The 12,982-nt window shown below is 69.0% G+C and carries 10 protein-coding genes; 7 read left to right on the top strand and 3 right to left on the bottom strand.

Annotated elements, in window-relative coordinates; all coding sequences use genetic code 11:
• Positions 1 to 9 precede the first annotated feature (9 nt).
• From JRG78_RS07315 to holA, 3 genes are all read left to right on the top strand, one after another.
• The gene (locus JRG78_RS07315; protein WP_259606072.1) at positions 10 to 1,374 is read left to right on the top strand and encodes a hypothetical protein; all 1,365 of its coding nucleotides are present in this window, start codon (positions 10 to 12) and stop codon (positions 1,372 to 1,374) included.
• An 84-nt stretch (positions 1,375 to 1,458) separates the two neighbouring features.
• The gene (locus JRG78_RS07310) at positions 1,459 to 2,361 is read left to right on the top strand and encodes a hypothetical protein (RefSeq protein WP_336297674.1); all 903 of its coding nucleotides are present in this window, start codon (positions 1,459 to 1,461) and stop codon (positions 2,359 to 2,361) included.
• Positions 2,362 to 2,503: 142 nt separating this feature from the next.
• A complete protein-coding gene (holA, locus tag JRG78_RS07305; protein ID WP_259606071.1) occupies positions 2,504 to 3,562 on the top strand; it encodes a DNA polymerase III subunit delta in 1,059 nt (352 codons plus the stop codon).
• A 242-nt stretch (positions 3,563 to 3,804) separates the two neighbouring features.
• Here the strand turns inward: holA and rpsT are convergent, their stop codons facing one another.
• The 3 genes from rpsT to lepA form a co-directional block, all read right to left on the bottom strand.
• Complete coding sequence (gene rpsT / locus JRG78_RS07300; protein WP_259606070.1) at positions 3,805 to 4,065, bottom strand: 30S ribosomal protein S20; 261 nt, start codon at positions 4,063 to 4,065, stop codon at positions 3,805 to 3,807.
• Positions 4,066 to 4,191: 126 nt separating this feature from the next.
• Positions 4,192 to 4,920, bottom strand: coding sequence for an alpha/beta fold hydrolase (locus tag JRG78_RS07295; protein WP_259606069.1), 729 nt, complete (start codon positions 4,918 to 4,920; stop codon positions 4,192 to 4,194).
• Between the two features lie 46 nt (positions 4,921 to 4,966).
• Positions 4,967 to 6,835, bottom strand: coding sequence for a translation elongation factor 4 (lepA, locus tag JRG78_RS07290; RefSeq protein WP_259606068.1), 1,869 nt, complete (start codon positions 6,833 to 6,835; stop codon positions 4,967 to 4,969).
• A 254-nt stretch (positions 6,836 to 7,089) separates the two neighbouring features.
• On the opposite strand from lepA, the gene JRG78_RS07285 reads away from it, so the two are divergent.
• From JRG78_RS07285 to JRG78_RS07270, 4 genes are all read left to right on the top strand, one after another.
• The gene (locus JRG78_RS07285; protein ID WP_259606067.1) at positions 7,090 to 8,073 is read left to right on the top strand and encodes an ABC transporter permease; all 984 of its coding nucleotides are present in this window, start codon (positions 7,090 to 7,092) and stop codon (positions 8,071 to 8,073) included.
• Position 8,074: 1 nt separating this feature from the next.
• Positions 8,075 to 9,010, top strand: coding sequence for an ABC transporter permease (locus JRG78_RS07280; RefSeq protein WP_259606066.1), 936 nt, complete (start codon positions 8,075 to 8,077; stop codon positions 9,008 to 9,010).
• Complete coding sequence (locus tag JRG78_RS07275; RefSeq protein ID WP_259606065.1) at positions 9,007 to 10,938, top strand: ABC transporter ATP-binding protein; 1,932 nt, start codon at positions 9,007 to 9,009, stop codon at positions 10,936 to 10,938. Before JRG78_RS07280 ends, JRG78_RS07275 begins: the two co-directional genes overlap by 4 nt.
• Before the next feature lie 224 nt (positions 10,939 to 11,162).
• On the top strand, positions 11,163 to 12,881 hold the full coding sequence (locus JRG78_RS07270) for an ABC transporter family substrate-binding protein (RefSeq protein ID WP_259606064.1): 1,719 nt from the start codon (positions 11,163 to 11,165) through the stop codon (positions 12,879 to 12,881).
• Positions 12,882 to 12,982: the final 101 nt, after the last annotated feature.

The raw sequence follows: 12,982 nt of genomic DNA, 5'->3' as shown, positions 1-12,982 counted from the left end.
CGGTGCGTCATGATGCGCGAAACGGTCGAATTCTTCCCGTCCCGGCGGCATGCCGGGCGGCTGGCACTGGCGGCCGCCGTCGCCGGCGTCATGCTGGTGCCGGCGGGCGCGGCCGCGGCCGGCCCGGAGGAGAGCACGGAGAGGTACTCGTTCGTGAACTGGGACTGCGGGCATCCGCTCCAGGTGGACGGCGAGGTGACCAGCCGGATGCTGGAGCGCACGAATCCGCAGGGCGGTGACCTCCCCCTGACGCACGCGAACGTGGAGTTCATCAACACCTGGACGAGCGCCGACGGCGACTCGTTCACGACGTCGGGACGCTTCCTCGCGAAGGATCTGCGGATCACGCCGCTCGGCGGCTCGGTGTACGAGGTGACGGCCCAGCAGCTCGGCCAGCCGTTCGTCGTCTCGGCCGACGACCGCGTGCTCACCCGCGACCGCGGGAACATCACCTTCACCTTCACTGTCGACACGGCGACCGGCGCCTTCGAATTCCTCGGCGCGGACATCGCCGGGCCGCACCCCGGATTCGACGCCGATCTGTGCGCGATCGTCGAGCCGGTCATCGGCACCGGCTCGGGGGAGCGGCACACGCCGCATCCGCTCGGTTCGACCGAGGCGTCGATGGGGTACTACGAATACCTGCCGCCGTCCTACGGCACGGTCGACGGGGGCAGTCCGCTGCTCGTCACAGCCAACGGCTACGGCGAGAACGGCGACGGCTCCGCCGAGGCCCTGGACCGTCTGCTCTGGACGGGCATCCCGCGGTTCATCGACATCGGCGGGTGGCCGCTCGATCGCGACTTCGTCGTGCTGTCGACGCAGCACGTCGAGCAGCCACCGGGGCTGCCGGGCGCCGAGTCGTGCGACGGCGCGGAGTGGCCGGGATCCTGCGTCATGCAGCTCCAGCACGACCTCGGCCATCCGCCGCAGTCGCCGTGCACCACGCCGCAGGAGCTGCACGACTTCATCGCGTACGCGACGACCGAGTACGACGTCGACCCCGATCGCGTGTACGTCACCGGGCTCTCGTGCGGGGCCTTCGGGGTCTGGGAATACCTCGCCGCGTACGGCGACGAGCAGGTCGCCGCCGCCGTGCCCATCGCGGGCGACGGCAGGCCGGCATGGTCGACCGTCGGATGCGGACTCGCGGAGGTGCCGGTCTGGGCGATCCACGGCGAGTTCGACGATGTCGTGAACCCGGCCGGCAGCGTGGACACCGTCGGGGCGGTGAGCGGATGCCCGGGAGCGACGCCCGACAGTGCGATGCTGTCGATCTACGCCGAGCTCGGGCACGAGGGCTGGGATCAGGCGTACAGCGGCAGCGAGGGCGACGACATCTACTCCTGGCTGCTCGCGCACGAGCGGGAGTGACGGCCGATCGGGCGGAATCATGCGGAGCGTCCGCTCGCGCCCTGCTGGGATCCGATCCTAGGATCCCCTCCTAGGATCGGAGGGGTGAGCATCCCGACCCCGCCCCTCGGCCTCCTCCTCGACGTCGACGGACCCATCGCCAGCCCGGTGACCCGCTCGATCGCGATCCCGAGCATCGCCCGCGATCTCGCCGAGCTCGCGAACCGCGGCATCCCGATCGCCTTCAACACCGGCCGCTCGGACGCCTTCCTCCGCGACCAGGTGATCCCGCTGCTGGTGGCGGAGGGGCTCGGCGACGACGCGCGCCTGTGGGGCATCTGCGAGAAAGGCGCCGTGTGGATGCGCATCACGGCGGCGGGTGCCGGCGAGGTGACGGTCGACGAGAACCTGCGGATGCCGGAGGCGTTCGCCCGCGACATGGAGCAGCTGGTGCGCACCGACTTCGCCGACCTCGTCTTCTTCGACGACACCAAGCGGGCGATGATCTCCGTCGAGCAGCTCACCGACATCCCCAATCGCGAGTTCCGGGACCGGCAGCCCCAGCTGAACGAGGCGATCGCCGCGCTGATGCGCCGGCACGGCCTCGGCTACGAGTGGGAGGGGCGGCGGGCTGCGGATGCCGAGGGGCGGATCCGCTACCGCATCGACCCGACGATCATCTCCACCGACATCGAGTCGAACCGTCTCGGCAAGGACCGCGGCGCCAGCCTCATGCTCTCGTTCCTCGCCGAGGAGGGCATCCCGCTGCCTCGGCGCTGGCGCACGCTGGGCGACTCGCGCACCGACTACGCGATGTCGGACTGGCTCTACGACAACGGACACGACGTCGTGCACGTCGACGTCCGTCCGGGCGACGGGGTGCCGTCGACGCCGTACCCGGTGCGTCACCACTCCTCGCTCATCCACGACGAGGCGGGAGCCCTCTATCTGAACCGCTGGGTCGCCATGGTCCGCGGCGAGGCCGACGACGACGCCGACCTCGGCTGATCACTCCCGGTCGTTGAGCCCCGCCCGATCGTTGAGCGAGGACGCGCGAAGCGCGCCCGAGACGAAACGCACCGACGACCGCGGAACGCCCTCCCCGATCCGCGACCATCGCGGTGTCATACCCGGCCGGTAGGCTGGGATCATGCCCGCAGCCCGCACGTCCGCCCGAGGCTCCGGCGCGCGCGGGAGCGCAGCGAAGGCGTCCATCCCGCAGGTGTCCTGGCGCGAGCCGCGTCCGGCGCCGATCGTGCTCGTCTCCGGCCCCGAGGAGATCTGCGCGGAACGGGCGATCGCGGGCATCCGTGACTACCTGCGCGCGGAGGATCCGGCGCTGGAAGTGAGCGACGTCCGTGCCGACGACTACGCGCCGGGCACGCTGCTGGCGCTCACCTCGCCGTCCCTGTTCGGTGAGCCGCGTCTCGTGCGCGTCGCGGGGGTCGAGAAGTGCACGGACGCGTTCATCCAGGAAGCCGTGGCGTACCTGGAGCATCCGCAGGAGGGCGCGACGGTCATCCTGCGTCACACCGGCGCCAGCGTCCGGGGCAAGAAGCTTCTCGACGCCGTCCGAGCCGGCACTGGAGGCGGCATCGAGATCGCCTGCCCGGCGATCAAGCGCGACGGCGATCGCGTCGACTTCGCGGCGGGGGAGTTCAAGGCCGCCGGCAAGCGCATCGCCCCGGCCGCTCTGCGGGCGTTGGTATCGGCCTTCGGCGAGGACATCACCGAGCTCGCCGCCGCCTGCCAGCAGCTCATCGGCGATGTCGAGGGCGACATCACCGAGGACGTCGTCACCAAGTACTACGGCGGACGAGTCGAGGTCTCGGCCTTCGTGGTCGCCGACACCGCGATCGCCGGCCGCTACGGGGAGGCCTTGATGGCTCTCCGGCACGCCCTCGCTTCGGGTGCGGATCCGGTGCCGATGGTCGCCGCCTTCGCCATGAAGCTGCGCACCATGGCGCGTGTGGCCGGCAATCGCGAACCGAGCCGTCAGCTCGCCCAGAGGCTCGGCATGAAGGACTGGCAGGTCGACCGCGCCCGCCGCGACCTGATGGGCTGGAACGAGCGGTCTCTCGGCATGGCGATCCAGGCCACGGCGAGGGCGGATGCCGAGGTGAAGGGCGCCGCCCGCGACCCGATCTTCGCGCTCGAGCGGATGGTCACCGTTATCGCGACCCGGCAGCCGTTCGGGTCTGAGGGCTGAGGCGTTTCGTCTCGCTCGCCTGCGGCTCGCTCGCTCAACGACCGGTTGGGGGACGACGGAGTGGGGCGTTTCGTCTCGGGCGCCTGTGGCGCCCTCGCTCAACGACCGGGTGGGGGAGGACCGGGTGGGGCGTTTCGTCTCGGGCGCCTGCGGGGCCCTCGCTCAACGACCGGGTACGAGTCGGGCGGGGAACGGAGAAGGCCCGCCCCTGGCGGGACGGGCCTTCAGCGAAACGTGCGGGTTCAGAGCGCGGCGACCTGCTTGGCGATGGCCGACTTGCGGTTCTTCGCCTGGTTCTTGTGCACGACACCCTTGCTGACGGCCTTGTCGAGCTTGACGGATGCCTTGGCCAGGGCGGCCTCAGCGGCCTCCTTGTCACCGGCGGCGACGGCCTCGCGGGTCTTGCGGACCCAGGTCTTCAGCTCGCTCTTGACGGCCTTGTTGCGCTCCTGAGCCTTCAGGTTCGTCTTGTTGCGCTTGATCTGCGACTTGATGTTTGCCACGTGCGGACGCTTTCTGTCTTGTTGGTGTTCGGAATGCCGCAGGCGGGAGAGGGGCGCCGAACGGCGGTCGTGAGGGTAGAACCCACACGCAAGCCAAGAGTCGAGTCTACCAGGTCCGCGGAAGGATCACGTCGCGGCCGCGACCTCCACCGTCGCGATCGCCAGGCGCAGCACGGCGTTGAACACCTGCGGTCGCATCGCGGTGACCAGGTGCGTGCTGCGCGGCACCACGATCAGCTCCGCGTGCGGCGCGAGGCGCCGGAACAGCGCCTCGTGCACGCGCAGCTGATCGTATTGCCCGTTCACGAACCACAGCGGCACCGTGATCCGCGACACCGCGGTCGCCAGATCCAGCGCCGAGAGGCTGCCGAGCGCGATGTCCTGGGCATCCAGCGCATACCCGCCGGCCCCGAAGTCCGCGCGCGTGTCCTCCGGGATCGTCGCGCGCAGCACCCGCTCGGTCAGCCACATGCCGCGCCCCGGCATCCGATCGATGGCGCGCGCGAGCACACGGTAGGTGCGCAGGGCGGCGCCGCGGGGGAGCGCGGTGCACGACGCCGCGACGAGCCCGGCGAGCGGCGGCGGCTCCTCCGACCCCGCGTACGCCAGCGAGAGCAGCCCGCCCATGGAGTGCCCGACGAGCAGCACCGGCCCCGCCGAGGATGCGTCGCGCACGGCGACGTCGATGGTGTGCAGCGCCTCGTGGATGGTGAAGTCCTCGTCCATCCGCGTGCCGTGCCCGGGCAGGTCGACCGCGGTGGCGGGCACACCGGCATCCTCGAGGAAGGCCAGCTGCGAGCGCCACATCGTGGCGGACGTGCGGATGCCGTGCACGAGGACGACGTGAGGAGTCACACCGCCAGCCTAGGAAGGATCCCGGACGCCGGCTCCGGTTCCGGCGCTACTTCTTGTCCTTGCCCTCGACGTCCCCGGACAGCGCGGCGATGAACGCCTCCTGCGGCACCTCGACCCGGCCCACCATCTTCATGCGCTTCTTGCCCTCCTTCTGCTTCTCGAGGAGTTTGCGCTTGCGGGTGATGTCACCGCCGTAGCACTTGGCGAGCACGTCCTTGCGGATCGCGCGGATGGTCTCGCGGGCGATGATCCGGGCGCCGATCGCGGCCTGGATCGGCACCTCGAACTGCTGCCGCGGGATGAGCTTGCGCAGCCGCTCGGCCATCATCGTGCCGTACGCGTACGCCTTGTCGCGGTGCACGATCGAGCTGAACGCGTCCACCTTCTCGCCCTGGAGCAGGATGTCGACCTTGACGAGGTCGGCCTCCTGCTCGCCGTTGGGCTCGTAGTCGAGGCTCGCGTACCCCTGCGTCTTGGACTTCAGCTGGTCGAAGAAGTCGAACACGATCTCGCCGAGCGGGATGTTGTAGCGGAGCTCGACGCGCTCCTCCGAGAAGTACTCCATGCCCAGCAGCGACCCGCGCCGCGACTGGCACAGCTCCATCACGGTGCCGACGTAGTCCTTCGGCAGCAGGATCGCCGCCTTCACCATCGGCTCGTGCACGCTCGCCACCCGGCCGTCCGGGTACTCGCTGGGGTTGGTGACGGTCACCTTCTCGCCGGTGTCGGTGATCACCTCGTACACCACGCTCGGCGCGGTGGTGATCAGGTCCAGCCCGAACTCGCGGGCGAGCCGCTCGGTGACGATCTCGAGGTGCAGCAGGCCGAGGAAGCCGCAGCGGAACCCGAAGCCGAGCGCGACGGAGGTCTCCGGCTCGTAGACCAGGGAGGCGTCGGAGAGCTTGAGCTTGTCGAGCGCCTCGCGCAGCTCGGCGTAGTCGCTGCCGTCGATGGGGTACAGACCCGAGAACACCATCGGCTTCGGGTCGGTGTAGCCCGGGAGGGCTTCGGATGCCGGCTTGCGCGACGTCGTGACCGTGTCGCCGACCTTCGACTGGCGCACGTCCTTCACGCCCGTGATCAGGTAGCCGACCTCGCCGACGCCGAGGCCCTGGGTCGGGATCGGCTCCGGGCTGGACACGCCGATCTCGAGCAGGTCGTGCGTGGCCTTGGTGGACATCATCTGGATGCGCTCCCGCGGCTCCAGCTTGCCGTCGACCATCCGGACGTAGGTCACCACGCCGCGGTACGCGTCGTACACCGAGTCGAAGATCATCGCGCGGGCCGGCGCCTCGGGATCGCCGACCGGAGCCGGGATCTCCTGCACGATGCGGTCCAGCAGCTCCTCGACGCCCACGCCGGTCTTCCCCGACACCCGCAGCACGTCCTCCGGCTTCCCGCCGATCAGGTCGGCCAGCTCCTTCGCGAACTTCTCCGGGTCCGCCGCGGGGAGATCGATCTTGTTCAGCACCGGGATGATCGTGAGGTCGTTCTCCAGCGCGAGGTACAGGTTCGCCAGCGTCTGCGCCTCGATGCCCTGCGCCGCGTCGACGAGGAGGATGGCGCCCTCGCACGCGGCGAGCGAGCGGGACACCTCGTAGGTGAAGTCGACGTGCCCGGGTGTGTCGATCATGTTCAGCGCGTAGGTGGATGCTGAGCCCGTGGACGGGTCGGTGACCTGCCACGGCATCCGCACCGCCTGCGACTTGATCGTGATGCCGCGCTCGCGCTCGATGTCCATCCGGTCCAGGTACTGCGCGCGCATGTCACGGTCGGCCACCACGCCGGTGATCTGCAGCATCCGGTCGGCCAGCGTCGACTTGCCGTGGTCGATGTGGGCGATGATGCAGAAGTTGCGGATCTGCGAAGCCGGCGTCGCAGCAGGCGACAGCGGAGTGAGGGCGCGCGGAGACATGGTTCCCTGAATCGGTGGACGGGCTCCGTCGATTCTACGGGCCCGGCGCGCTGATGCCGATTCGGTGCAGTGGTGATAGTCTCGCGAGGTTGCCTGGGGCTCTGACACTCAGTCCCAGCCTGAGCACAACTCCGTAACAGCCCGTACGGGGTGCCGTGTCGCAGGATCGGTTCGGATGATGTTGAATGTCTTCCCGACCCAGCGTTGCGTCGGCAGATCCCGCGCACGGCTGTAAAAGAGAAAGAATCAACACCTTGATCAAGTATCTCGTGCGCCGCCTCATCGGGTGGGTGCTGATGATCGTCGCCGCGACGAACATCACGTACTTCCTCGCCTGGCTGTATCTCGATCCCGAGAACAACTACGTCGGCCGCAGGCCCCCGCTCTCACCCGAGCAGATCGACGACCTGCTGCGTCCTCGCAACCTCAGCGAGTCCGTCCCGCTCATGGAGCGGTGGTGGACCTGGCTGACCAACATCGTCCTGCACTGGAACTGGGGCCTCGGCCCCACCGGCGAGTCCGTGAACGAGCAGGTGGCCTATCGGATCTGGGTCAGCGCGGAACTGGTCCTCGGCGCCACCATCCTCACGACCGTCATCGGCATCGCGCTCGGCGTGTACACCGCATCCCGCCAGTACAAGCTCCCCGACCGCATCGGGCAGGCGACCTCCATCATCACGATGAACATCCCGGTCGTCGTCGCCGGCCTCGGACTGGTGATCCTCGCCATCGGGTTCAACAACTGGGTCGGCACCCGCGTCTTCTACGTCACCGGCTCGGCGAGCCAGGGGGTGACCGGATTCTTCCCGGTGCTCATCGACACGCTCCAGCACCTGTTCCTGCCGACGCTGGCCCTCGTGCTCACCGGCTACGCCGGCTACCACTTCCTGCAGCGCTCCCTCCTCCTCGACAACATCAAGGCCGACTACGTGCGCACCGCGCGTGCGAAGGGCCTGACCAAGGCGCAGGCGGTGCGCAAGCACGCGCTGCGCACCTCCCTCATCCCGGTCACGACCCAGGTCGCCTTCACCATCCCCGGCGTGTTCACCGGCGCCGTGCTGACCGAGACGATCTTCAACTGGAACGGCATGGGACGGTACTTCTTGCAGACCCTCGCGACCAACGACATCCACGGCACCGTGGCGATCGCCGCGTTCGGCGCGCTGATGACCGCGATCGGCGCGATCCTGGCCGACATCGCCGTCGTCGCCCTCGACCCGAGAGTGCGGGTGAGCTGACATGTCCACGGAAATGATCGACCCCGTCGTCCAGCCGCCGGTCGGCCCGGACACCACCGCCCAGCGCCTGCCCCGCAAGCGCACCTCCAAGTGGCGGCTGTACACCCGCCGCTTCCTGCGCAACCGTCCGGCCGTGGCCGGCGTGATCGTGTTCCTGCTGCTCGTGCTGTTCGCGATCATCGGCCCGCTGGTGGCGCCGTACAGCCACACCGAGCTGGACTTCCTGTCCCTGCGCGACGCGCCCAACGGCGACCACTGGTTCGGCACGAACGGCTCCGGCAACGACAACTTCGCCCAGGTGGCGGTCGGCCTGCAGCGGTCGCTCATGATCGCCGTGGTCGTCGCGGTCGGCACGACCGTCGTCTCCGCGATCGTCGGCGCCACGGCCGCCTACTTCGGGGGCCCGTATGAGCGGATCATGCTGTTCCTGATCCACTTCATGATGGTGATCCCGAACTTCCTGATCCTGTCGATGATCTCCAACGACGCCGGCGGGAACTGGCTGGTGATCTCACTGGTGCTGGTGTTCGTGGTCGGCTGGTTCATGCCGGCGCGCATCATCTGGACGCTGTCGCTCTCCCTGCGCGAGCGCGAGTACATCCACGCCGCCCGCTACGCCGGCATCTCCGGGTTCCGGGTCGTGCTCCGGCACATGCTGCCGAACATCGGCTCGCTGCTGGTGATCAACTTCACGCTCGGCATCGTCAACGCCGTGATGGCGGAGACGGCGCTGTCCTTCCTCGGCTTCGGCGTGAAGCTGCCGGACGTGTCGCTCGGCGCCCTGATCGGGTACGGCGCCGGCACCATCACCAGCGCCCCCTGGCTGTTCTACTTCCCGGCCGCCGCGCTGACCCTGCTGACCGTCTCGATGTCGCTCATCGCCGACGGCCTGCGCGACGCCCTCGATCCCACCTCGGCGGCAGGAGGCCGCGCATGAGCACTGTTCTCTCCGTCCGTGACCTGAAGGTCAGCTTCCCCTCCGAGGCGGGGCGCGTCGACGCCGTCCGCGGCGTCTCCTTCGACCTGGAGGCCGGCAAGACGCTCAGCATCGTCGGCGAGTCCGGCTCCGGGAAGTCGGTCACCTCGCTCGCGATCATGGGCCTGCTCGACGACAACGCCCGCGTGTCCGGCTCGATCGTCTTCGACGGCCAGGAGCTGCTCGGCAAGACCGACAAGCAGATGTCCATGATCCGCGGCAACGGCATGGCCATGGTCTTCCAGGACCCGCTCACCTCGCTCACCCCGGTGTACACGATCGGCGACCAGCTCATCGAGGCGCTCACCGTGCACCGGCGGCTGTCGGCGAAGGACGCCTGGAACCGGGCGGTCGAGCTGCTCACGCTCGTCGGCATCCCCGACCCGGAGCGGCGCATGAAGTCGTTCCCGCACGAGTTCTCCGGCGGCATGCGGCAGCGCGTCGTGATCGCCATCGCGATGGCGAACGACCCGAAGCTGATCATCGCCGACGAGCCCACCACCGCGCTCGACGTCACCATCCAGGCGCAGATCCTCGACCTGATGGAGAAGGCGCAGCAGGAGACCGGCGCGGCGATGATCATGATCACGCACGACATGGGCGTGGTCGCCAAGACCGCCGACGACGTGATGGTGATGTACGCCGGCAAGCCCGTCGAGCACGCCCCCGTGCGCGAGCTCTTCTACCGCACCCGGATGCCGTACTCGATCGGCCTGCTGGGCGCGATCCCGCGCGTGGACAAGTCCGAGAAGGTGCCGCTGATCCCGATCAAGGGCAACCCGCCGCTGCTCATCGACCTGCCGGACGCATGCCCGTTCGCCGCGCGCTGCCCGATCGCGATCGAGGCCTGCGTGCAGCGCGAGCCCGACCTCCTCCCGGTCGCCACCGGCGGCCACGAGGAGCACACCGCGGCCTGCATCCGCGCCCACGAGATCGACGACGAGGGCCGCATCGGCGGACTCCCGGTCTACCCCGTGCCGGCCATCCCGGAGAGCGACCTGGCGCGCGTGCCGCGTGAGGAGCGCCCGATCACCCTCGAGGCGACCAACCTCACCAAGACGTTCCCGCTGATGAAGGGCGCGTTCTTCAAGCGCAAGGTCGGCGAGGTGCAGGCGGTCAAGGGCATCAGCTTCGACGTCCGCGAGGGCGAGACGCTCGCGATCGTCGGCGAGTCCGGCAGCGGCAAGACCACGACGCTGCTGCAGATCATGGACCTCGTGCCGCAGGAGAACGGCGACATCCGCATCGCCGGCACCAGCGTCGCCGACATCCGCGGCCGCGCCGAGGAGCGACGCGTCCGCCGCGACCTGCAGATCGTGTTCCAGGACCCGATGGGCGCCCTGGACCCGCGCATGACCGTCTGGGACATCATCGCCGAGCCGATGTTCGCCATCGGCATGGACAAGGACGAGGTGGCCCACCGCGTCGACGAGCTGATGGGCCTGGTCGGTCTCGACCCGGCGCACAGCGACCGCTTCCCGCAGGCGTTCTCCGGCGGCCAGCGTCAGCGCATCGGCATCGCCCGCGCCATCTCGACGAACCCGAAGATCGTCGTCCTCGACGAGCCGGTCTCCGCCCTGGACGTGTCGATCCAGGCCGGCGTGATCAACCTGCTCGACGAGCTGAAGGCGCGCCTGGGGCTGTCCTACCTGTTCGTCGCGCACGACCTCGCCGTGGTGCGGCACATCGCCGACCGCGTGGCCGTGATGTACAAGGGCGAGTTCGTGGAGCACGGCGACGTCGACGACGTGTTCGACAGCCCGCAGCATCCGTACACGAAGGCGCTGCTGTCGGCGATCCCGATCCCCGACCCCGACATCGAGCGCACGCGCCAGCGCATCGTGCTGCCGGTCGAGGGCTTCGGCGCGACCGAGCCCGTCGCCAGCTGACGCGCGGAGAACTCGGATGCCCGGCCGCACCTTCCGCGGCCGGGCGGGAGCCTGCCCTCTGCCGGGCGGGAGCCTGCCTCTGCGGCCCGGCGGAGGGTGCCTGCGGTCCGCCGGCGCTTAGTGCACAGTCCGATAACATTCGGTCCCCCCGCGCCTGAACCGCAGTCTCAGAGACATATCCTGCCCCTATCCCCAAGTAAGGCCGAAAGGCACAAAGGAGAACCATGAACCGGCACAAGAAGCTGATGGGAGCCGCTGCGATCGGCGGCGCTCTCGTCCTCGCCATGAGCGGTTGTTCGACGGCGAACAACGGCGGCGGCGGCGGCAACGAGGGCGAAGGGCCCACGACCGTCACCGGGGCGGACTACAACCCGCAGCCGCGCGAGAACCTGCAGAAGGGCGGTGAGCTGCGCATCCCGGTGTCGAACATCGCGGAGCAGCTGAACCACTTCCACAGCGACGGCGACGCCCGCGTCACCCAGATCGCGACGTGGTACACCCCGCAGATCCTTCTGATGGAGCCGGACGGCACCGTCTACAAGAACGACGCCTACCTCGACGAGTACGAGATCGGCGAGGAGGGCGGCAACACCGTCATCCGCTTCAAGGTGAACGAGAAGGCGGTCTGGAACGACGGCACCCCGATCGACTGGAAGTCGTTCGAGACGACCTGGGTCGCCCAGCGCGACAACTCGGAGTACCAGCCGAACGCGACCGACGGCTGGAAGGAGATCAAGTCCGTCGAGAAGGGCGAGACCGACCGCGACGTCATCGTCACCTTCGACGGCAAGTTCGCCTGGCCGGAGATGGTCTACACCGGCGGCCTGCTGCACCCCGCGGTGAACTCGGCGGAGCTGTTCAACACCGCCTTCCTCGGCGACTGGCACCCGGAGTGGGGCGCCGGCCCGTACACCATCGAGAACTTCGACAAGGCCGGCGGCGTGGTCACCCTCGTCCCGAACGAGAAGTGGTGGGGCAACGAGCCGCTGCTCGACAAGGTCACCTTCATCCAGATGGAGCCGAACGCGGCCGTCAACGCCCTGCGCAACGACGAGGTCGACATGGCCGAGACCGGCACCGCCGACCACCTCGCCCAGGTCGCCGACCTCGAGGGCGTGAAGACCTACCGGGGCCAGGCCACGGCGAACGCGCTGCTCGAGCTCGACTCCGAGAAGCCCGCCCTCGCCGAGCTCGAGGTCCGCGAGGCGATCTTCTCCGCGATCAGCATCGAGCAGCTCAAGGAGATCACCTGGGACGGCCTGAACTACACCGAGGAGCCGGCCGGCTCGCTCACGCTGTTCTCGTTCCAGCCCGGCTACAGCAACTCGCTGGAGAAGGCCGGCCGCAAGGACGGCGACGTGGAGCACGCCAAGGAGCTGCTCGACGAGGCCGGCTGGGTGCCCGGTGAGGACGGCATCCGCGAGAAGGACGGCGTCCGCCTGTCGATCGTGTTCCCGATCCACAGCGACACCGAGACCGCCCGTGCGCGCGGCCTCGCCGTCCAGTCCCAGCTGAAGGAGATCGGCGTCGAGGTCGATGTCCAGATCCGCCCCTCGGCGGACTTCGCGGACGACTACACGTCCAAGAACTGGGACATCTTCCTGCTGAACTTCACGTCCTCCGACCCGTTCGGCGCCGCGTGGTTCTGCCAGCTCTACTGCTCCGACAGCAGCCTGAACCTGTCCGGCACCGGCACCCCGGAGATCGACAAGAAGATCCACGAGGAGATCGAGACGATCACCGACCCGGAGGAGCAGACCAAGGCCGCGATGGAGCTCGAGGCCGAGATCTACGCTCAGACCTGGGGCGTCATGCCGCTGTTCAACGGCCCGGAGATCTGGACCGTCAAGGAGGGCCTGGCCAACCTCACGCCGGAGCCGTACGTCGGTCTCGACCTGTTCGGCGTCCAGCCCGTCGAGAACGTGGGCTACGAGAAGGAGTAAGCACGGCGCTCGCGTCGCAGCCTCCTGAAGCGGGGCCGGTGGTTCGCCACCGGCCCCGTCGCCGTCCCCGGGCGGCATCCGGAGGAAGGGACGCCACCCGG

Source organism: Microbacterium sp. EF45047 (assembly GCF_028472845.1).
Lineage (GTDB): Bacteria > Actinomycetota > Actinomycetes > Actinomycetales > Microbacteriaceae > Microbacterium > Microbacterium neungamense.
Note: the sequence above shows the minus strand (reverse complement) of the source record. Positions and strands in the feature narration are given on the sequence as shown.

Excerpts from the sequence above, each read along its gene's own strand:
- JRG78_RS07315 (WP_259606072.1), top strand. The coding sequence starts at position 10 with ATGATGCGCGAAACGGTCGAATTCTTCCCGTCCCGGCGGCATGCCGGG.
- lepA (WP_259606068.1), bottom strand. The coding sequence starts at position 6,835 with ATGTCTCCGCGCGCCCTCACTCCGCTGTCGCCTGCTGCGACGCCGGCT.
- JRG78_RS07280 (WP_259606066.1), top strand. The coding sequence starts at position 8,075 with ATGTCCACGGAAATGATCGACCCCGTCGTCCAGCCGCCGGTCGGCCCG.
- JRG78_RS07275 (WP_259606065.1), top strand. The coding sequence starts at position 9,007 with ATGAGCACTGTTCTCTCCGTCCGTGACCTGAAGGTCAGCTTCCCCTCC.
- JRG78_RS07270 (WP_259606064.1), top strand. The coding sequence starts at position 11,163 with ATGAACCGGCACAAGAAGCTGATGGGAGCCGCTGCGATCGGCGGCGCT.
- holA (WP_259606071.1), top strand. The coding sequence starts at position 2,504 with ATGCCCGCAGCCCGCACGTCCGCCCGAGGCTCCGGCGCGCGCGGGAGC.